The sequence below is a fragment of the Micropruina sp. genome (assembly GCF_047606365.1).
GTDB lineage: Bacteria > Actinomycetota > Actinomycetes > Propionibacteriales > Propionibacteriaceae > Micropruina.
The window spans coordinates 45,432-64,070 of sequence record NZ_JASGEN010000025.1 but is presented as its reverse complement, the minus strand read 5'-3'; the positions used below and the strand labels follow the sequence as shown (position 1 = coordinate 64,070).

The following is an 18,639-nucleotide window of genomic DNA, read 5'->3' as shown; positions in this document are numbered from 1 at the left end:
GGAGCACCACCGGTCGCAGCGACGGTTCAGCCCAGCAGCACCAGCAGCTGGGCGAGCAGGATCTTGCCGACCATGGCGGCCGGGTAAACCAACGCGTAGCCCAGCGAGACCCGGTTGTCGAAGCCGGAGCGGGTGTTCGCGAACGCAAGGAGCGCCGGCTGGGTCTGCGCGCCACCCAGTTGGCCGGCGAGCTGTACCCAGTCGGTGCGCTGCAGCCGTCCGGCCAGCAGCAATCCCGCGGCAGCGACGATGGTGACCACGAAGCCGAGCAGCGCCACCTTCCAGCCCAGGTTGGACGACACCGCCTCGGCGAACAGCAGTCCCGCCTTGGTGCCGGCGTAGGCGAGGAAGACCAGCATGCCGAGCGCGGACAGCGCGTGCGCGGCAGCGGTCGGCATCGAGATCGGGACGCGGCCGACCCGTCCGATCCTGGCGAAGACCAGGCCGGCCAGCAACGTTCCCGCCGCCGATCCAAGGGTGAAAGTCCCGGTGGGTAGCGGAATCGGGATCATTCCGATTCCGATTCCGACGGTCAGCCCGAGCGCCAGGCCGAGCGGGTTGATGTCGGAGAAGCCGCGCTCGGAGTCACCCAGGTAGCCGCGCAACGGACGCATCTGGTCGCGCGGGGCGACGACCCGCAGCCGGTCCCCCAGTTGCAGCACGAAGTCGGGGGTGGGAATCATGTCGACATCGCCACGACGGACGCGGGAGACATGTGCACCGAAGCGGGCGCCCAGGCCCAACTCGTCCAGTCGGTGACCGGCGAACGCTGCCGACGACAGGGTCACCCGGTTCGAGTCGAGGTCGGTCCGGTCGCCGATGATGTCCACCGACGAGATGTGGCCGAGTTCGGCGGCGACCGAGGCCAGTTCGTCGGCCGGGCCGATCACGCTGATCAGGTCACCCTGGTCGAGCGGCTCGTCGGGCGAGGCCACCATCATCGGCCCGGTGGCGTGCTTGACCCGGGTCACGGTCACCGCGCCCGCATGGTTCTCGAGTAGCTGACCTACCGTGGGGCCGCCGGCCCGGTCGACCCGGACGGTGCGCTGCTCGAGCCGCGGGGCCGCCGAAGTGTTGTCGCGGGCACCGCGGCGCAAGGCCCAGGCGGTGGCCAGCATCATGCCGATCACTCCCCACAGGTAGCTGATCGAATAGCCGACCGCGGGCAGCTGCGCCTCCCCCGCCGCCTGGCTGGCCGCGGCCAGCGCCGGCGTGTTGGTCAACGCACCCGCGTAGGTGCCGGCGATCACCGGGTTGGGCAGGCCAAGAGCCTTGCCGCCGAGCGCCGCCACGATCGCGGCGATCGCGACGCAGGCCACCGTGGTGAGCATCACCGGCCAGCCGCGGCGCAGCGAGCCGAAGAAGTTGGGTCCGGAGATGATGCCGACCGTGTAGGTGAACAGGATCAGGCCGAACGTGCCCAGCACCTCGGGGACGGTCAGTTCGACGCCTTGCGTGATGCCCCAGGCGGTCATGCCGAGCGCGACGAACAGCACCGCCGCCGGACCGAGCGTGGCACCCGCAACCCGGATCTGGCCCAGGACGGCGCCGAGGACCAGGAGCAGGGCGAAGAAGAGCATCGGGAACTGCGCGAGCAGCGCGAACATCGGGGTCGTCCTCAGCTGGAAAGGTGGTGGAGTGCCGCCGGCGGGGACTCGGCGTGGGTTCTCACCACGCTCACGATCCGAGTCCGGGTTCCGGATCCCGGTGCCTCGAACCGGTTCTCCAGCCGGTGCATTGTCAGCCTATCGACGGGCTTGGACGGGCGTGGGAAGACTGGGAAATCAGCCTCGGAACCTCGGCTCGGCATGCAACTTCAGTTGCTGCCCAGCCGCGACGCCGGGCCTGACCGAACCGGCTGCCGTGGCAAGCTCCGCAGCGAGACAGGAGGAACCGGAATAGTCTATTCCGCTTAGCGCTATGGTGAGTGAGTGCCCATCGCCTCCCCTAAGCCACCCCGGAAGCCTCGCGCGGACGCCGAACGCAACCGTCGCAGCGTCCTCGACGCCGCGTCGGTCGTGTTCGCCTCCAGGGGTCCGGCCGCCACCCTGGAGGAGGTGGCGCAGGCCGCCGGGGTCGGGGTCGGCACGATCTACCGAAAGTTCTGCGACAAGCAGGCCCTGCTGGACGCACTCTTCGACGACAAGGCAGCATCGTTTCGGAGACCAGCACTCGAGGCCGTCCGGATCGCCGATCCCGGAGACGCGTTCCGCAGCTACCTGTCCGGCTTGATGGAGCTGCTCGCCTCTGATCAGAGCCTGATGACCGTCTTGTTCGGACCAGGCCGCCACGCGCGATTCCCGTCGGATCTCGGCGAGGAGACCGCGTCCACCGTTGACGGGCTGATCGGGGCCGCCATCGCCGCGGGTGAGCTGCACGAGGGCTTCACGCGGCAAGACGCCGTCGTGCTCGGCGCCATGGTCGGACGCGTGGCCGGCGCAACGAGGGAGGAGCACCCCGAGTTGTGGCGGCGCTACGCACAGTTGATCGTCGACGGCACCCGTACCAGCGGCCATGAACCGCTCAGACAGGGTGCCTTGCCGTTCCCTGACACCGTCCGGGCAATGGGTCACATGCTCTAGCCGAGCTTTCGAGGCATCACCAAAGAAGACAGAAAGGGGTCCAGCCATGGCACTATCCCCGAGCAGCACCACACCGCCCGGCACAGGTTTGACATCGCTGTTCAGCGGCTTGCACGCCACCGGAACGGTTCCGCTGCCGTTCATGGCGGGCGTTGACCTGCGGTCCTTCGTGCTCGAGACGCGAGACGGAGTGGTCATCGTCTACAACACGCCGGGCATCGACGCCGCAGCCACCGAGATCGAGGCGCTCGGGCATCCGACCCGGCTGCTGATCAACCACTACCACGAGGAAATGTACGGCCAGCCGTCCCTCGATGTGCCGGTCTACGTGCACCAGCGCGACCGGGCGGGCATCGAGAACTCGATGCGCGTGGCCGGCGTCTTCACCGACCGCGAGAGGCTCGGGGATGACCTGGAAGTGATTCCCAGCCTCTCCCACACCCCAGGGACCACCTTCTACCTGTGGGACAGCGGCGAACACCGCTTCCTGTTCTCCGGCGACGCCATCTGGGTGGTGGACGGGGTGTGGCGCGCGGTGATCCTCGACGAAAGCGATCGACAGGCCTTCCTCGACACCGTGGCGCTGCTGCGCGATCTCGACTTCGACGTGCTGGTGCCCTGGCCCGCTCAGCACGGGCAACTCCCCTACGACGTCGTCTCCCCCGAGCAGAAGCACACGCAGCTCGACGGTCTTGCGGCACGCATTCTGGCCGGCGTATCCGGACCTCGCGTCTGAACGGAACCGCTCACAGCAACCCGTCGGACGCTGCCGATTCCCGGTCACACAGATGGCCACCAACCTCAGCGGGAGGGTTTGGTCGGGAACAACTGGAGCGGATGGCCAGGGAGTCAGCAATCCTGGCATATCCGGATGTCGTGGCCGTCCGACAGAAGCCGCAGATTCCCGGGTCCGAGGTGAGCACGACCCGCGAGCCTGGCGAAGATCGCGGCGACCTCATCGACTGGGCCGTGCTCGGCGTCCATCCGGGCCAGGGCGTCGTCCAGCGCGTCACGTTCCAAGTCGTGGCGATTCGCCGGCAGCACGGACGGTAGAGTGAGCACGCGCTGCGGCGCGGGCCTATAGCTCAATTGGCAGAGCAGCGGACTTTTAATCCGCGGGTTCTGGGTTCGATTCCCAGTGGGCCCACCTGACAAGGTCTTCGCTCGCTGATCGAGCAGAGCCCGGCGGCCACGACGCCCGGGCACACTGGCCCCATGGACTGGTGGGGCATCGCGTTGATCCTCGTCGCCGGGATCGCTGTGGTGATCTACGGCGCTTTGGACGACCGCCGCAAGACCCGTGAGCGCGATGCCGCCATGGCCGCTCCGCCGAATCGGGACATTCCGCGCTTCGAGCCCACCGCCGAACCGCCGCAGTACCTGAGCGAACTCGAAGCCCGGACGCGTCCGACCGGCTTGCCGGGGTCCGACCTTTCCGATCAGCGACGCGCCGATCTCAAGGCCGCCGTGAACTCGTCGCCCAATATCAAGGCCGGCGTCCCCGATGACCGCTTCGTCACGGACGCCGCCAGCGGCTGGGCAGTGGCGCCCGATCCCGTGGTGGCATTGTGCGCCGAGCCCCTGGCCACGATCCGGGAAGCGCTCCCACTACTGGAGAAGGCACAACGGGCGGGGCGTCCGCTTGCCCTCGCCGCACCCGGCTTCGAGGCGGAAGTGATCGACACGTTGGCCGCGAATACAGTGCGTGGCAAGGTGCAATGCATACCGGTGACGGTCACGGCCGATCAGGCCGCGCAACTCACCGAGTACACACTGGCCACTCCCCTGGCACGCGCCGATCTGCAAGCAGGGTGGGTGCCGGATGAGTCACTCGGCACCGCTGAGACATGGGTGTCGAGCCGAAGCCGTTCCTGGATGATCCAGTCGGAGTGAGGCGGGCCTACCAGGGTCTCCACAGGCTCGACCAGCGGTACGGCTGAACCGGGTCTCGACAAGCTCGACCAACGGGACGGCGGCTATCTCTCAACCTGCACTCAAGGTGTCTTCAGGATTCACTAGATCCGTGCAGCAGAGGGCACAACCAACTCTCAGGCGTAGCCCAGTTCATCGAGATGGTCGTCGTCGATGCCGAAGTAGTGGGCCACCTCGTGCCACACGGTGATTCGGACCTCTTCGACCACTTCATCCTCGTCGGCGCAGACGTCGAGGATGGCGTCCCGGAAGATGACGATCCTGTCGGGCAGCACGCCCGAGTACCAGGAATCACGCTCTGACAACGGGATTCCGTCGTAGTAGCCGAGTAGGTCGGCGTCCGGTTCGGGTGCACGATCTTCGATCACGACGACACAGTTCTGCACCATCGAGGCCAGCCGCTCGGGGATCAGGTCGAGCGCGGCGTCCACCAGTTCGCCGAACCGCTCCTCGCTCATCTCCACCGGCATGAGCCCACTGTAGAGACGCCGAATCGGCCGGGACTCGATCCCTAACTATTCGCCAAACATCGGCGCGTCGATTTGTAGAGCACCACTCAGTTCGTCTGTCAGCTGTCCGATCGGGGCCCGGTCTGGCTAGAGTCCTGCGAAATCTCAGGCAACTGACGACGCAACGACCTGCGCCGCTCGACCCGCTGCGGGATCCCCGACCGTCAAGCGAGAGGACGCCATGGCTTCCCGGACCAACACCGCCGTACGAGTTGCGGTGGCCGCGATGACCGGCCTCACGCTCACCTTGGGCGGGCTCGTCTTCTCCCCGAACGCGGCCGCGGCAACGGCCTATGTGACCACCGGTGCGGTCAATGTCCGCTCCGGACCCGGCACCTCGTACCCGGTCCTCGGCGTCCTCGCCGCCGGGGACGCCGTCAGCGGCGCCACGGCATCCGGCGGCTGGGTGAAGGTCGACTACCGCGGCAAGACGGCCTACGTGTCGGCCAGCTACCTGAGTGTGACCACCGGCCCGACCCCCGATGACGAGACCGGCGCCGCGATGGTGACCACCGCCGACCTCAACCTTCGCACCGAGCCCAGTCTCGATTCGGCAGTCGTCAAGGTGCTGCCCAAGGGCACCAAGGTGGCCACGACCGGCCGCACCTCGGAACGGTTTGTCGAGGTCATCCTGGACGGCGCGAAGAACTGGCTCTCGGGCAACTACCTTGCCCCGGCGTCCGACCCCGACCCGCGGCCCGACCCGGATCCGGAGCCCACCATCGCCTACCGGGTCAAGACGACCGCCGTCCTGGCCATGCGGACGGCCGCCAAGATCGACGCGAAGTCGGTGGGCAACCTGAAGTCAGGCACCGAAGTCTCGCTCACCGGCACCCATTCGGGCAGCTATTCACAGATCGTTCGCAAGGACGGCAACTACTGGGTGCTCACCGGCTATCTGGCGACGATCGGAAAGGGTGCACCCACGTTGCCGAAGGCCACCGGCAAGCGTTACGTCAATGTCGACGAGGTCAATATTCGTGCCACCTCGGCCGCCGACGGCAAAGTGGTGGGCACCGCGACGCAGGGCATGGTGCTGTCGATCACCGGCAAGACTGCGAAGAGCCGCACGCAGGTGATCTTCGACGGCGCGGCACGCTGGGCGTACACGAGCTATCTGACGAAGACCAAGCCCGGTTCCACCGACGAGGGTGGCAGCCTGGGCAGCGAGAGTCTCGACCGCACCCACGCCCATGTGAAGGCGATCGTCCGGCTGATCCGCGCCGAGTTTCCCGCGATCAAGACCATGTACGGCTGGCGGATGTCGAGCAGTTACTCCTCAGACCATCCCAACGGGGTGGCCCTCGACATCATGATTCCCAAGTACTCCTCCCCGTCCGGCAAAGCGCTCGGCGACAAGATCGCCCGCTACCTGCAGGAGAACTACAAGAAGCTGCATGTGCATTACCTGATCTGGCGGCAGCGCAACTGGAATGTCGAACGAAATCTCGACTTCACCAAGGGCTGGCGAAAGATGGAGGACCGGGGCGGCGTCACCGCCAACCACTACGACCACGTGCACGTCTCGGTCTACGCGAACTAACCCAGCTCGGGCCGGGGAGTGCCACGGGCGAGCGACGTCGGCCAACTGAATAACACTTACCGTTATATAGTTGCCGCATGGACGCTCTCGCTGTCTTGGCTGAACCGGCTCGCCGCCGCATCGTGGAGTGCCTCGCTGGTAGCGAGGTGTCCGCTGGTGAGCTTGTCGATGTGATGGCTGCGGAGTTCGGACTCGTTCAGCCAGCCACCTCGCGCCACCTGCGGCGGCTGCGTGAGGCGGGCCTCGTCCACTCCCGCGCCGACGGCACACGACGCCTCTACTCACTCGACCCCGGAGCCCTGCGCGAGATCGATGTGTGGCTCGATCAGTTCCGAGGGTTGTGGAGCAGCGCCCTGTCCGCTCTCGACGCCGAAATCCGCCGAGGAAAGTCGTCAGCAGGAAATGAGAGCACATGAGTGTCGCCGACGAGATCAACAAGGTGATCCGCAAGATCACGACCAGCGGCGAGGCGCATCAGGTCGTCCTGGAGCGGGTCTTCGACACCGACGCCGCCGATCTGTGGAGCGCGTGCACGACGGCAGAGCGGCTCTCGCGATGGTTTGAGCCGGTGCACGGCGACCTCGCACCTGGTGGCCGGTACAGGCTGACAAAGAGCGGCACGGAGGGCGATATTCAGCGATGCGAGCCACCCCAGCACTTGGCGATCACCTGGGAGTACCAGGGGAACGTCAGCAACGTCGATGTGCAAGTCATCCCCACGACGGCGGCGCGGACTGTGCTCCGCCTGATCCACCACTGTCCGCCCGATGACCACTGGGAGACCTACGGGCCCGCAGCGACCGGTGTCGGATGGGAAGAATCGCTGCGAGCCCTCTCGCTGTATCTCGCGGACGACCCTCGATGTGCGCCCGATGAGATGGAGAAGTTCGCGAGCACGCCCGAAGGTCAGGAACTGACCCGCCGCGCATCCGACGCGTGGGGTCGGGTGGACCACGAAGCAGGAACGCCCGCGAGCACTGCGGAGTCCCGAGCACTGAGGACCGCGGCGTTCTACCTGGAAATGAACGAAACGGACGAGAACGATGAGTGAGAAGCCGACAAGCATCGACGAGTACCTCGATGGGATCGAACCCGCATTCCGGCCGCAACTCGAACGGATTCGCACGCTCGTGACCCGGCTGGTGCCGCACGTCGAAGAAGCCATCAGCTACCGCATGCCCACGTTGAAGTACAAGGGCCGCGCGCTGGTCTACTTCACCGCATCCAAGAAGCACATGAGCTTCTACCCCTCGTCGTGGGCAATCGAGGAGTTCAAGGACCAGCTATCGGGCTACAAGACCACCGAACACGGCATTCAGTTCACGCTGGAGAACCCGCTCCCAAGCGAGCTGATCGAGGACCTCGTTCGATTCCACGCGAGCCAGATCGACGCCGGCCGTCAACAGTGAATCCTCATAGCGTCGTCGCTGAGACAGGAGGACTCCCAGCATGAAATACACCATCTCGATGGAGATCGCTCTGCCGCGGGAGCGGGTCATTCAACTACTCGAAGACCCCACAGGGCGACCGAAATGGCTACGAGGATTGGTATCGCACGAGATCGTACGGGGTGTGGACGGACAGGTCGGCACCGAATCGAGGGTCGTCTTCCGGTCCGGGAAGCAGACGATGGAGTGCACCGAGACCATCACGCGTCGGGAACCGACGAACCTGCGGGATGTCACGTCAGGCCGGGGCATCCATTACGAGCGTGAGATTGTCGCAAATGGCATGTGGAACGCCGCGCGTGAGCGTCTGACTGAGGCCGGCCCGGAGCGAACGCTCTGGGTCAGCGAGAACGAGTACCGGTTCACCGGCCTGATGCGGTTGATCGCTCCTCTCATGCGCAGCTCCTTCATCAAGCAGTCACGACAACACATGGAGGACTTCAAAGCGTTCGCCGAGCACGGCACAGACGTCCGCGAAGCGAACGGCTGACCGGGCATCACCAATTGATGACCTCGAACAAACCGTTGCCGTTTCGATACGGGGTGGCTCTGACAATGCGCGCGCAGCGCCTGGCGGGCAGCTATGCGGTGAGGTCAACGGGGTTCGTATTCGCTCCACAGAGCACTACGCAGACCTTCTCACCATCGTTGGGGGTGTACCCGGTGGGGCTGAGGACGCCGGCCAGCGCGGCGCCGGCGGCGTGTTCCACGGCGAGGCGATACTCGTCCCACAGCGACTGACGAGCACGGACGATCTCAGCGTCGGAGACCAGCACCGAGCGCACACTCTCATGCTGGGCGGCCCGCAACGCCATGTCCGACGCCCGCCGCGCGCCGAGTGAATCGGCTGCTACCGAGTCCAGCTGGACATCGACCAGATGCCCAGCCTCAACTGCCGCGTTGAGCGCGCGACAGTTCTCCGGCTCCACCGCGATGGTCCGGACGCCGTAGTGCCGGGCGGCGGTCGCCACGCCGGCGAACAGCCCTCCCCCGCCGACGGCGACCACCACCGCATCCAGGTCCGGCAGTTGACGGTGGATCTCGAGCACCACGGTGCCGGCACCGGCGGCGATGAACGGATGGTCGTAGGCGTGTGAAGCCAGCGCCCCGGTCGTCGCCGCGAACTCGGTACAAGCCGCCAACGCTTCGGCGTACTCGGCGCCGACCAGCCGCACCTCGGCACCGTAGCCACGAAGGCGTTCCACCTTGACCCGCGGCGCGTTCGCAGGCAGGAACACCGTCGCCGGCACACCCAGCTCCCTCGCGGCCCACGCGCACGCCAAGCCGGCATTGCCGCCCGAGGCGATCGTCACGCCGGCCCCGGTCAGGGTGCCGGCCTCACGGTGGGCGAGCAGGAAGTTCTGCGCGCCTCGGGCCTTGAACGTCCCGGTGTGCTGCAGGAACTCCAAGGCGAAGAAGACCTCGGCCGAGCCGGTCTCGGTGACGACGTCATCAGCACGGACGACGGGCACCTCGCGGACCCGTCCCGCGATGCGCGCCCGCGCAGCCTCGACATCGGCAAAGCTCAACTCACCCATGCGGTCATTCTCGTCCGGCTCCGTCAGACAGGCGAAATGCGCTCTCTGGCGCCGCATGATCCTCGGGCATCCTGGAGATCGGCTGATCCGATGTACTCGCTACGCTGCACGCATGAGGCAGCCTGGGACGAGCGACCGGCCGGAACCTCCGCCCGTCCCGGCGGCTCGGCGTCGCGATGGCTCCGACGGGCTCGAGCACGCTCAGCCGGGCAGTGACTGGCCCACCCTGTGCGGCATTCCGGCGGGTGAGGTCGATCTCTACCGCCACCTGTTCACCGCGTCCGACCCCGACGACTGCCCGCGATGCGCCGAACTCATCTGGCGGCTCGGGCCGACCGATCGCCCGCCCGGCCACTTCGCCAGTCTGGTCTGGCTGGGAGATCAGCCGGCGATGCGCCTGCACGTCCGCGCCAACTCCTCGGCCGAGGCCGAAGAGCGCTTGCGGATGGGGTTCGGCGAGTCGAGTGTGATCAGTGTGTGGGCCGAGGAGGCGACGGCCCAAGCGCAAGGGACCGACTTCGCCTCCGAGCCGGCACGGTTGGCGGCCGCCGACCAGGTGATCGTCTTCACCGGCGCCGGCTTCGACGCGAAGAAGCGTCGCAGCAACGAACGACTGGCCGTCGAGCACTCGTCGCCGGCGATCGCCGAACTGACCGGACTGCTCACCGACTTCCGTCCCGGCGAGGCCGCGGACTGGATGGAGTGGCCGGCTGTCTCGATCGCATTCCTCGAACGCCGCCGGTTGATCGCCGAGTTCGGACTGCTCTCCGGCCTCCGCTGGGTCAGGACGCCCACGGCGTCCGATCGCGAGATTCGTGATCCTGAACGCCTGCGCACTTGGCTGAGCAGCCACGGAGTCGACCTGGGCTGATCAGTGTTTCGCTGGTTGAGCTCGTCGAAACCCGTTGCCAGACAGAGAGCCGCGACAAGCTCGACCAGCGATGGATCAGCGTCGTTCGGCTAGCGGTCGAGCTCATACGACCGGGCGATCAGGTCGGCCATCGCCCGATGGAACTCGTCGCGGCGCCGCTGGCTCCAACCCTGAGTGAGTTGACCGAAGACCTCCTCCTGCCAGGCGTGGGCGTGCGTCAACAACGTCCGGCCGGTTTCGGTCAGCGTCAGCTGGCGGCGGCGTCCATCGATCGACGAGGTCGTGATGTCGAGGTGACCCGCTTGCGCCGCGTCCCTGACCAGCCGGGATGCCCCGCTCTGGTCGATGCCGATCTCATCGGCAACCGCGTTGACGGTCACCGGCTCACCGCGACCGGTCAGTGCATGCACCGCCTCGATCACCTGCACCAATCTGCCCTGCTCAGCGGCCGTCGCGTCCCCTTCGGCAGCTCGGCGCGACCAGTGCCGGACGAAGCCGAACAGCAGCTGTCCGGTGCCGGACTCGGTCATTCGGTGGCCGCCATCTCGCGGCAGATGTAGGCCAGATCGAGCGCCGACCGCAGATTGGGCAGCCGAAGCGACGCCGTCACTTTGCCACCGGCTACCCGGAACATGGTCGCAACCCTGGTGGACACCGGGTTGCCGGGCCAGGTCGCGTCCTCTTCGACGACCATCAGCCGCTCGCTGACCGGATGCCATGACCGCGGGACCAGCCTGATTCCCGAGCGCTGCACCCACTGCGCGAACTGTTCCGGACTGATCGGACCCGCACCCTTGGGGCCGAGCACCACGATCGGATCGCCCACCGCACCCGCCGATCGGGCGAGATCTCCCGCATTCACTGCGGTGTGCCACTCGTTGATCGCTGTCTCGAGAGATGCTGCCATGAGGCTAATCATATGCGATTCGCATACATCAGTCCGCACATGCATCGGCTCGGCGGTCGACCAGCGATACTCGACAGATGAGCGCCACGTTCGACGAACTGATCCGGCTGGGGGCGTCGGCCGACGTCACCGGCTGGGACTTCTCGTGGCTGGACGGCCACGCCACCGAAAGGCGTCCACCGTGGGGCTACGCCCGGCAGCTCGCCGAGCGGCTGCGGACGGCGTCCGCCTCGCTCGATATTCAGACCGGCGGAGGCGAGGTGCTGGCCCAAGCTGAGCACTACCCACCGGTCGCGGTGGCGACCGAATCGTGGCCGCCGAACGTGCAGCACGCCACGCAGCTACTGCATCCGCGCGGCGTGGTGGTCGTCGCCGATCCGGATGAGCCGCCGCTGCCGTTCGGCGATGAAGCATTCGACCTGGTCACCAGCCGACACCCGGCCACCATCTGGTGGGATGAGATCGCCAGGGTGCTCCGGCACGGCGGCCGCTACTTCGCCCAGCACGTCGGGCCGGCCAGCGCGTTCGAGCTGATCGAGTTCTTCCTCGGCCCGCAACCGGACGCCCGGCGCTGGCGGCACCCCGACGACGAATCGGCCGCTGCACGAGCGGCCGGGCTCGAGATCGTCGACCTGCGGGCGGCGACGCTGCGGATCGAGATCTTCGACATCGCCGCCGTGGTCTACCTGCTGCGCAAAGTGATCTGGTGGGTGCCCGGGTTCACAGTGGAGAAGTACCACGACAGGCTCCGCGAGTTGCACGAGCTGATCCAGCGCGAAGGCCCGTTCGTCGCGCACTCCAGCCGTCATCTGGTCGAGGCCCGGCGCCCTTGATCGCCCGGCAGCCGAACCAGGCTCGCCGCACGTTTGGGCGCACCCTGGTCGGCCCGGTATGGTTCTTCGGTCAGGTCCCCATCGTCTAGCGGCCTAGGACACCGCCCTTTCAAGGCGGCAGCGCGGGTTCGAATCCCGTTGGGGATGCCAATGAGTGAAGCGGCGACTAACGCCTACCGGCTGACCCACGCGCCCGGCTCTTCGGCCAGTCGAAGGACATGCACCGGCAACCTGCCGGTACGCAGCTGCTGAGCGAGGTGTCGTCCAGCACCTGCCGCAGGCTGGACCGCACCGCCACCCACAGCACGGGCAGGTGTTCCGCGACCCCCTCGTAGGCGGTCTGGTGCGGACGCAGTCCGCGGACCTCGGCCAGCGGGCCGTCGACGGCCCGGAACACTGCCCCGACCGGAATCTCCGACGCCGCGGGCGCCAGCCGGTAGCCACCGTAGGCACCCTTGGTGCTGATCACCAGCCCGGCACGTCGCAGGTCGGCCAGGATCGCCTCCAGGAACTTGCGCGGTAGCCCCTGCCCCTGGGCGAGCACGTCGACCGAGACCGGCAGATCGGGTTCGTCCGCGTCGGCGAGCTGCAGCATCGCCCGGACGGCGTACTCGGTCTTGGCGGTGATCTCCACAGGCCCCATTGTTGCCAATAGCTGCCGGACAAGCACGGCGATCCGCATCGAATGCGCGGAGCCGATCTCCGAGGACCACTGCCGCAGCACCAACACGGAGATCGGGCGGCAGGCCAGCGGAGCGGCTCAGGACGCGGTCCGGGCCATCATGGCCGGCAATGCCGAAGTGCCCTGATCTGGGGCGATGGCCCACACCGGCAGAGCCAGGCCGGCTATGCCGTCCGCGATTCCGCGCACCCGGTCGATCCAAGCGCGACCGGATCGGCTGGCGCCCAACGCTGTCGAGGCGGCCAGGCCGATCACCTGATCGCCGGCGGCGAGCCGCAGCGCTATACGTTCGAAGACCGCCTCAAGTTCGTCCAACTCGACCAGGCGCTCGGCCACCTGTGGCGGCGCCGGGCGTCCGCCTGGACCCGGTCTGCGGGAGACGAAGGCCGGCACCGGCAGCGGATGGAGTTCCACCGCGTTGCGGGCGGCCCAATCAGCGAGCGGGACCACTGCCGAGACGTTGTCGCCGGACATCAGCCCGTGCCCCACCAGCAGGATTCTGCTACCGCGTCCGTCTGCGTTGCTGAGGATCATCGGTGATTTCCTTCCTCGGGTCGAGCTGTCTGGTCGGTCATTCGGGGCCGGGTTCTTCCGGCAGGCAGCGCGCCTGTCCGCCGCGCCGCCTGCCGGTCGAGAGCGGCCAGGACATCCGGACGCCGCGTGGCACCGACGATGCGCTGCCGCACCGCACCTGAACCGTCCAGAACCAGCACGGTGGGCGTCCGGGTGATGCCGAACTCCTCGACCAGGTCGAGTCGGCTCTCCGCATCGAGGTCGACGTGGGTCACTGTCGGACGGGTGGCGGTGACATCGGCGAGCAGCGTGTGGGTGGCACGGCAGGGTGCACAGACGCGGGAGGAGAACTGCACAAAGGTCGCTTCGGAACCCAGGCTGCCACCCAACCGGACGGCGTCCAGCCGCTGCCCGGCATCGGATCGGATTGCCTTGGCCCGACCGTCGGTGAGCCACCGGTAGCCGCCGAAGGCGAGCGCCAGCGCAACCGCGGCGAACGCCACCCATACGCCGGTCATCGCTTCACCGCTGCCCCGGTGGCGGCATGGGTGAACACGCGTCGTCCGAGCAGGTAGATCTCGCAGCCGAGGCAGTAGTCGAAGACTGCGTTCAGCACGGCCGCCACCAGGGCGAAGCCGCCGGCGACGTAGAAGAGGGCGGGCACCGCTGCGGCGACGCCGAGCAGCCCGGCGAGCCCGAACAGCAGGCCGACGGTTTGTGCGAACCGGGGCGGACGGGCGTCCTCGAGCGCAGCGGGCGGCGAGAGCCGTGGCTGGACGGCGACTCGGTACACCCAGCCCCACGGCTGGTACCGCAGGCCGAGCAGCGAGCCGGCGGCGAACGCCAGGGTTTGCACGAGCAGGACGGGCCAGCCGAGCACCGGCCCGAAAGTCAACGCAGCGGCGAGCAGGACGGCAGTAACAGCGGCCGCAAAGCGCGGGCCGCGCGGATCGATCAGCTGCGCAGAGGCGTCGGCGCCAGCAGTTGAAGGCATCGGAACTCCTTCGAGACGGAGGTGCAGGGTCTGCCGGAGGGCACATCCGGGCGGAACCCCGGGGTTCGGTGAAGACGCGCAGCCGAGGAAAGGGCGCGATCGTCAGGCGTGTGGTGAGAACCGTCAGTGCCGACAGCACATTCGCGCACGGACAAGGACCACAGCGGGTACGACTCGTCCGGCGAACATGTGAAGAATGGTAGCACCATTGCTCGAGCCGGCCGTCGCGACAATGCTCAACACGTCGATCAATCTCCTATTAAATCCGTAGGCAAACCATGTTAACCTCTCCCGGTGACCTCCTCCAAGAAGCCCCGTCAGCTGCACCTGAACGCCTTCGTGATGAACGTCGGCCACCACGAGGCCGCCTGGCGGCTGCCCGAGTCCGACGTCTCGGGCGGCACCGGGCTCGACCACTACGTCCGGATGGCCCGGATCGCGGAACGCGGCACCTTCGACTCGATCTTCCTCGCCGACCATCCTGCGGTCTTCCCGGTGCACCGGCGTCCGACCAGCGTGCTCGACCCAACCGTGCTGCTGGCTACCGTCGCCGCGTCGACCGAGCGGATCGGGCTGATCGCCACGGCTTCGACGAGCTACAACTCGCCCTACAACCTGGCCCGCCGGTTCGCCTCGCTGGACCACGTCAGCGGCGGCCGGGCCGGCTGGAACATCGTCACCACCGAAGTGCCGGACGCCGCGCGCAACTTCGGCTTGGACGAGCACCCGAACCATGCCGACCGCTACCGTCGCGCAGCCGAGTTCGTGGACGTCGCACTCAAGTTGTGGGACAGCTGGGGCGACGACGCGATCCTGGCCGACAAGGAGCGCGGCATCTGGGCCGACCCCGACCGGGTGCATCCGGCCGCCCATCGCGGCGAGTTCTTCTCGGTGGCCGGGGCATTGAACGTCTCTCGCTCGCCGCAGGACTGGCCGCTGCTGGTCCAGGCCGGAGCGAGCGAAGCGGGCCGTTCATTCGCCACCCGGTACGCCGAAGCGGTGTTCACCGCCCAACAGAGCATCGACGACGCCCGCGCCTTCTACACCGACCTGAAGCGCCGCGCCTCCGGACTCGGACGGGATCCCGAGGGCATCAAGGTGCTGCCCGGGCTGGTGCCGATCATCGGTGCCACCGAGGCCGACGCCGAGGCGCGCAGCCGGCTGTTCGACGAACACATCAACCCCGAGCTCGGACGCGAGGAGCTGGCCCGGATCCTTCGGCTGCCCCTGGAGGACCTGCCGCTGGACCGACAGTTGCCGGCCGATCTGCCTGAGGAGGACGAGATCGAGGGCAACCGCAGTCGGTACACGCTGATCGTCGAACTTGCCCGGCGCGAACGGCTGACCGTCCGCGAACTGGTCCGGCGACTCGGCGGCGGACGCGGCCACCGCACCTTCCACGGCACCCCCGAGCAGGTCGCCGACACCATCGAGGAGTGGTTCAGCACCGGCGCCGCGGACGGCTTCAACGTGATGCCGCCCGCACTGCCCGGCGATCTGACCACCTTCGTGGACGAGGTGATCCCGATCCTGCGCCGCCGCTCGCTGTTCCGCACCGAGTACACCGGACGGACGCTACGCGAGCACTACGGCCTGGACCGGCCGGCGGCCACCGGCCTCTCGATCGGCCAGCGCGCTCACAACGGACTGGATGGGGTGCTGGCGTGACCGCCCAGCCGATCGTCGGCGGAGAGCAGGGCATCGATGCCGAGCAGTTCCGGATGATCTTTCGGGGACATCCGGCCGGAGTGGCGGTGGTCACCCTGCACGACGGCAGTCGCGCCTACGGGTTCACCGCAACCTCGGTGATCTCGGTCTCGGCCGAGCCTCCTTTGTTCGCCTTCTCGGTGCACAAGGCGTCCTCGTCGTGGTCGGCGCTGAGCAGGGTGCGACGAGTGATGATCAACTTCCTCGCCGAGGACCAGGCCGACGTCGCAGCCCGCTTCGCGACCAGCGGCATCGACCGGTTCGCCGCCGGCGGCTGGCATCCGCTGCCGACCGGCGAGCCGGTACTGGCGGGCTGCTCCGGGTGGATCGAGGGCCGGGTGCGGTCCCGCGTCCCCGCCGCGGGGAGCCGGCTGATCATCGCCCAGGCGGCGGCCGCCTGGAGTTCGGGCCTCTCCCCACTCATCTACCGCGACCACACCTACCACCGGCTGGCGGCCCAGGAGACCTGATCCCGCCGGCACCAGCGACGCCCCGAGCGTTTCGACAACGCTGGATGCCCCGATCCACTGCCGGCGAGCCGGCGGTAGATCGGGGCACTTGGCGTTGAAGGAGGTGTTGACTTCGTTGGTCGAGCTTGTCGAGACCTTGAACCTATGCGCCCGGCACAGGGGGTTTCGACAAGCTCAACCCGCGGTGGCTGGGGGGTTCTTAGGCGGCGACGTCGTCCTGAGCCCGGTGGATTGCGTCCAGCAGAGTGTCGCGCAAGTCGACGAAGCCGGGGTCGGCCCGGAGTTCGGCGGGGGTCAGGCCGTCCGGCAGCTCGACCGGCAGGTCCAGCAACACCCGGCCGGGACGGGCGGTCATCACGATCACCCGGGTACCGAGGAATATCGCCTCCTCCACGTCATGGGTGATGAACACCAGCGTCTTGCGGCGCTCCCGCCAGATCTGCAGCAGCTCCACCTGCATGCGCTCGCGGGTGAGGGCGTCCAGCGCCCCGAACGGCTCGTCCATCAGGATCACCTTGGGGTCGTTGACCAGCACTCGGGCGATCTGCGCCCGCTGCTGCATGCCGCCGGACAGCTCGTAGGGCTTGCGGTCGGCGAACAGCGACAGGCCCACCATCTGCAGGAACCGCTCGGCCTGCTCGCGGCGTTCGGCCTTGCCGATCCCTCGGATCCGGGGACCCAGCTCCACGTTGCCGCGGGTGGTCAGCCACGGATAGAGATTCGCCTGCTGGAAGACCACGCCGCGGTCCGCGTCCGGGCGCCGCACCTCCACGCCGTCGACCAGCGTCTGCCCGGACGACGGCGCGTGGAAGCCGGCGAGCATCTGCATCAGCGTCGACTTGCCACAACCGGAGGGTCCGACCACGCAGACGAACTCGCCCTCGGAAATGTCGAAGGAGGTCTCCGAGAGCGCGATCACGCGTTCGCCGCTGTCGGTGGCGTAGGTCTTGGTGACCCGGTCGAAGCGGATCTTCGGCGTTACCACGTTGTCCTGGTTGCTGGTCATCACTTCGCTGCTTTCTTGATCGAGGTCTGGTAGACGCCGGCCTGATAGGCCGACAGGTCACTGACGGCGGCAACTTCGCCCTGGGTGGCGAGGAACTCGGCAGTCGCCTTCAGTTGGCCGGGCAGCGCCGCCAGCAGCTTGAGCTGCTCGGTGGCACGCGGGTAGGTGTAGCCCTTGAGCTGGCTCCGGACGGCTTCGGGTGTGCTGCCCAGCTGGACAGCGACCGACTGGGCGGCGGACGCCTGCTCACTGCCGGTCAGCAACCCGACCGCATGGTCCTGCAACGCCGTCCAGGTGTCCATGAAACCCGGGTTGGCACTGACGAAGCTGCGCGTCGCACCTTCCAGGTCGAAGGTCGGCTTGCCTTGCGCGGCGGTCTCCTGGCTACCGGTGATGATGTGCCCATGCTCGGTCAGCTCGCTGAGCACCGGATCCCAGACCCAGGCGGCGTCCACCTCGCGACCGCTCCAGGCGGCCAGGATCTTGTCGGGGCTGAGGTTGATCAGCTTCACGTCGGTACCGGGCGTCAGGTTCGCCGCCTGGAGTGCCATCAGCAGGCTGAAGTGCGACGTCGAACTGAACGGGACGGCGATCGTCTTCCCGCGCAGATCGGCCAGCTTCTTCACCTCCGGGTCCTTCACCACCAGCGATTCCGCGGCACCGATCACGTCGTCGATCCAGACCACCTGCATGTCGACGTTGAGCGGCGCCGACAGCGCCTTGGTGGCCGGGCTGGAGCCCAGCGTGGACAGGTCGACCGAGCCCGATCCGAAGCCCTGCACCACATCAGCGCCGGAGTCGAATTTGATCCAGGTCACGGTCACGTTCGGCAGGCAGGCCTCGATCCAGCCCTTGTCCTTGACCAGCAGGTTCGCGCCCGGGATGGCCTGCCAGCCCAGCCGGACGGCACCGGTGGCGGACTGGTTCACCTCGACCGGGCACTGGACGGCGGAGCCGTTGTTCGCGTTGGCCCGCGCCTCGGCCTCGCGGGCGGTGGTGCAGCCCGCCAGGGCGAGCGGCAACACCAGGGCGCAGGTCAGGGCGGTCAGCGGAGCTCGGCGGGTCAGGCGGTTCTTCATGGATGCGGATTTCCTCTCGCGGAAC

General features: G+C 67.6%; 24 protein-coding genes and 2 tRNA genes. 14 read left to right on the top strand and 12 right to left on the bottom strand.

The features are described 5' to 3' along the window. Window positions 1-26: 26 nt before the first annotated feature. Window positions 27-1,607: an aspartate:alanine exchanger family transporter gene (locus QM624_RS03500; RefSeq protein ID WP_415088767.1), complete on the bottom strand. Its 1,581-nt coding sequence runs from the start codon at window positions 1,605-1,607 to the stop codon at window positions 27-29. Window positions 1,608-1,931: 324 nt separating this feature from the next. Between QM624_RS03500 and QM624_RS03495 the strand changes: the two genes are divergently transcribed. Together QM624_RS03495 and QM624_RS03490 are read left to right on the top strand one after the other, a co-directional pair. Further along, window positions 1,932-2,582, top strand: coding sequence for a TetR/AcrR family transcriptional regulator (locus tag QM624_RS03495; protein ID WP_415088765.1), 651 nt, complete (start codon window positions 1,932-1,934; stop codon window positions 2,580-2,582). A gap of 46 nt (window positions 2,583-2,628) precedes the next feature. Continuing rightward, window positions 2,629-3,318 carry an MBL fold metallo-hydrolase gene (locus QM624_RS03490; protein ID WP_415088763.1) on the top strand — a complete coding sequence of 230 codons (690 nt, stop codon included), beginning with the start codon at window positions 2,629-2,631 and terminating at the stop codon, window positions 3,316-3,318. Between the two features lie 113 nt (window positions 3,319-3,431). Here QM624_RS03490 and QM624_RS03485 read toward each other — a convergent pair whose 3' ends face one another. Continuing rightward, window positions 3,432-3,626 (bottom strand): hypothetical protein, encoded by a 195-nt coding sequence (locus QM624_RS03485; protein WP_415088761.1) that lies wholly within the window; start codon window positions 3,624-3,626, stop codon window positions 3,432-3,434. 30 nt (window positions 3,627-3,656) lie between these two features. Here QM624_RS03485 and QM624_RS03480 point away from each other — a divergent pair. Beyond that, window positions 3,657-3,729: transfer RNA gene (locus QM624_RS03480), tRNA-Lys, on the top strand. Window positions 3,730-3,797: 68 nt separating this feature from the next. After that, a complete protein-coding gene (locus QM624_RS03475) occupies window positions 3,798-4,475 on the top strand; it encodes a hypothetical protein (RefSeq protein WP_415088759.1) in 678 nt (225 codons plus the stop codon). A 155-nt stretch (window positions 4,476-4,630) separates the two neighbouring features. On the opposite strand, the gene QM624_RS03470 is transcribed toward QM624_RS03475, so the two are convergent. Further along, window positions 4,631-4,984, bottom strand: coding sequence for a metallopeptidase family protein (locus QM624_RS03470; protein WP_415088757.1), 354 nt, complete (start codon window positions 4,982-4,984; stop codon window positions 4,631-4,633). 220 nt (window positions 4,985-5,204) lie between these two features. Here QM624_RS03470 and QM624_RS03465 point away from each other — a divergent pair, with 220 nt between their 5' ends. From QM624_RS03465 to QM624_RS03445, 5 genes are all read left to right on the top strand, one after another. Continuing rightward, entirely contained in the window at window positions 5,205-6,566 is a 1,362-nt protein-coding gene (locus QM624_RS03465) for an SH3 domain-containing protein (protein ID WP_415088755.1), read from the top strand. A gap of 77 nt (window positions 6,567-6,643) precedes the next feature. Beyond that, window positions 6,644-6,982 (top strand): ArsR/SmtB family transcription factor, encoded by a 339-nt coding sequence (locus tag QM624_RS03460; RefSeq protein WP_415088753.1) that lies wholly within the window; start codon window positions 6,644-6,646, stop codon window positions 6,980-6,982. After that, the gene (locus QM624_RS03455) at window positions 6,979-7,617 is read left to right on the top strand and encodes an SRPBCC family protein (RefSeq protein WP_415088751.1); all 639 of its coding nucleotides are present in this window, start codon (window positions 6,979-6,981) and stop codon (window positions 7,615-7,617) included. The genes QM624_RS03460 and QM624_RS03455 overlap by 4 nt, the downstream gene beginning before the upstream one ends. Continuing rightward, window positions 7,610-7,975 (top strand): iron chaperone, encoded by a 366-nt coding sequence (locus tag QM624_RS03450; protein WP_415088749.1) that lies wholly within the window; start codon window positions 7,610-7,612, stop codon window positions 7,973-7,975. The genes QM624_RS03455 and QM624_RS03450 overlap by 8 nt, the downstream gene beginning before the upstream one ends. Before the next feature lie 40 nt (window positions 7,976-8,015). Beyond that, window positions 8,016-8,504: an SRPBCC family protein gene (locus QM624_RS03445; protein WP_415088747.1), complete on the top strand. Its 489-nt coding sequence runs from the start codon at window positions 8,016-8,018 to the stop codon at window positions 8,502-8,504. Window positions 8,505-8,595: 91 nt separating this feature from the next. Here the strand turns inward: QM624_RS03445 and QM624_RS03440 are convergent, their stop codons facing one another. Then, the gene (locus QM624_RS03440) at window positions 8,596-9,552 is read right to left on the bottom strand and encodes a threonine/serine dehydratase (protein WP_415088745.1); all 957 of its coding nucleotides are present in this window, start codon (window positions 9,550-9,552) and stop codon (window positions 8,596-8,598) included. 112 nt (window positions 9,553-9,664) lie between these two features. On the opposite strand from QM624_RS03440, the gene QM624_RS03435 reads away from it, so the two are divergent. Next, a complete protein-coding gene (locus QM624_RS03435) occupies window positions 9,665-10,423 on the top strand; it encodes a hypothetical protein (protein WP_415088743.1) in 759 nt (252 codons plus the stop codon). 89 nt (window positions 10,424-10,512) lie between these two features. Here the strand turns inward: QM624_RS03435 and QM624_RS03430 are convergent, their stop codons facing one another. Then, complete coding sequence (locus QM624_RS03430) at window positions 10,513-10,953, bottom strand: MarR family winged helix-turn-helix transcriptional regulator (protein WP_415088741.1); 441 nt, start codon at window positions 10,951-10,953, stop codon at window positions 10,513-10,515. Further along, complete coding sequence (locus tag QM624_RS03425; RefSeq protein ID WP_415088739.1) at window positions 10,950-11,330, bottom strand: nuclear transport factor 2 family protein; 381 nt, start codon at window positions 11,328-11,330, stop codon at window positions 10,950-10,952. Before QM624_RS03425 ends, QM624_RS03430 begins: the two co-directional genes overlap by 4 nt. A 77-nt stretch (window positions 11,331-11,407) precedes the next feature. Between QM624_RS03425 and QM624_RS03420 the strand changes: the two genes are divergently transcribed. After that, complete coding sequence (locus tag QM624_RS03420) at window positions 11,408-12,163, top strand: class I SAM-dependent methyltransferase (protein WP_415088737.1); 756 nt, start codon at window positions 11,408-11,410, stop codon at window positions 12,161-12,163. A gap of 74 nt (window positions 12,164-12,237) precedes the next feature. Further along, window positions 12,238-12,313 (top strand) — tRNA-Glu (locus QM624_RS03415). 16 nt (window positions 12,314-12,329) lie between these two features. On the opposite strand, the gene QM624_RS03410 is transcribed toward QM624_RS03415, so the two are convergent. From QM624_RS03410 to QM624_RS03395, 4 genes are all read right to left on the bottom strand, one after another. Next, a complete protein-coding gene (locus tag QM624_RS03410; RefSeq protein ID WP_415088735.1) occupies window positions 12,330-12,797 on the bottom strand; it encodes an RrF2 family transcriptional regulator in 468 nt (155 codons plus the stop codon). A 126-nt stretch (window positions 12,798-12,923) separates the two neighbouring features. Next, entirely contained in the window at window positions 12,924-13,379 is a 456-nt protein-coding gene (locus QM624_RS03405) for a hypothetical protein (RefSeq protein ID WP_415088732.1), read from the bottom strand. Next, window positions 13,376-13,876, bottom strand: coding sequence for a thioredoxin family protein (locus QM624_RS03400; protein WP_415088730.1), 501 nt, complete (start codon window positions 13,874-13,876; stop codon window positions 13,376-13,378). Before QM624_RS03400 ends, QM624_RS03405 begins: the two co-directional genes overlap by 4 nt. Beyond that, entirely contained in the window at window positions 13,873-14,352 is a 480-nt protein-coding gene (locus tag QM624_RS03395) for a DUF4395 domain-containing protein (RefSeq protein ID WP_415088728.1), read from the bottom strand. The genes QM624_RS03400 and QM624_RS03395 overlap by 4 nt, the downstream gene beginning before the upstream one ends. A 294-nt stretch (window positions 14,353-14,646) precedes the next feature. Here QM624_RS03395 and QM624_RS03390 point away from each other — a divergent pair, with 294 nt between their 5' ends. Both QM624_RS03390 and QM624_RS03385 read left to right on the top strand, forming a co-directional pair. Further along, window positions 14,647-16,020 carry an LLM class flavin-dependent oxidoreductase gene (locus tag QM624_RS03390; protein WP_415088726.1) on the top strand — a complete coding sequence of 458 codons (1,374 nt, stop codon included), beginning with the start codon at window positions 14,647-14,649 and terminating at the stop codon, window positions 16,018-16,020. Then, the gene (locus tag QM624_RS03385; RefSeq protein WP_415088724.1) at window positions 16,017-16,529 is read left to right on the top strand and encodes a flavin reductase family protein; all 513 of its coding nucleotides are present in this window, start codon (window positions 16,017-16,019) and stop codon (window positions 16,527-16,529) included. The genes QM624_RS03390 and QM624_RS03385 overlap by 4 nt, the downstream gene beginning before the upstream one ends. Before the next feature lie 199 nt (window positions 16,530-16,728). Here QM624_RS03385 and QM624_RS03380 read toward each other — a convergent pair whose 3' ends face one another. After that, window positions 16,729-17,535: an ABC transporter ATP-binding protein gene (locus tag QM624_RS03380; RefSeq protein ID WP_415088722.1), complete on the bottom strand. Its 807-nt coding sequence runs from the start codon at window positions 17,533-17,535 to the stop codon at window positions 16,729-16,731. Beyond that, on the bottom strand, window positions 17,535-18,614 hold the full coding sequence (locus QM624_RS03375; RefSeq protein WP_415088720.1) for an ABC transporter substrate-binding protein: 1,080 nt from the start codon (window positions 18,612-18,614) through the stop codon (window positions 17,535-17,537). The genes QM624_RS03380 and QM624_RS03375 overlap by 1 nt, the downstream gene beginning before the upstream one ends. Window positions 18,615-18,639: the final 25 nt, after the last annotated feature.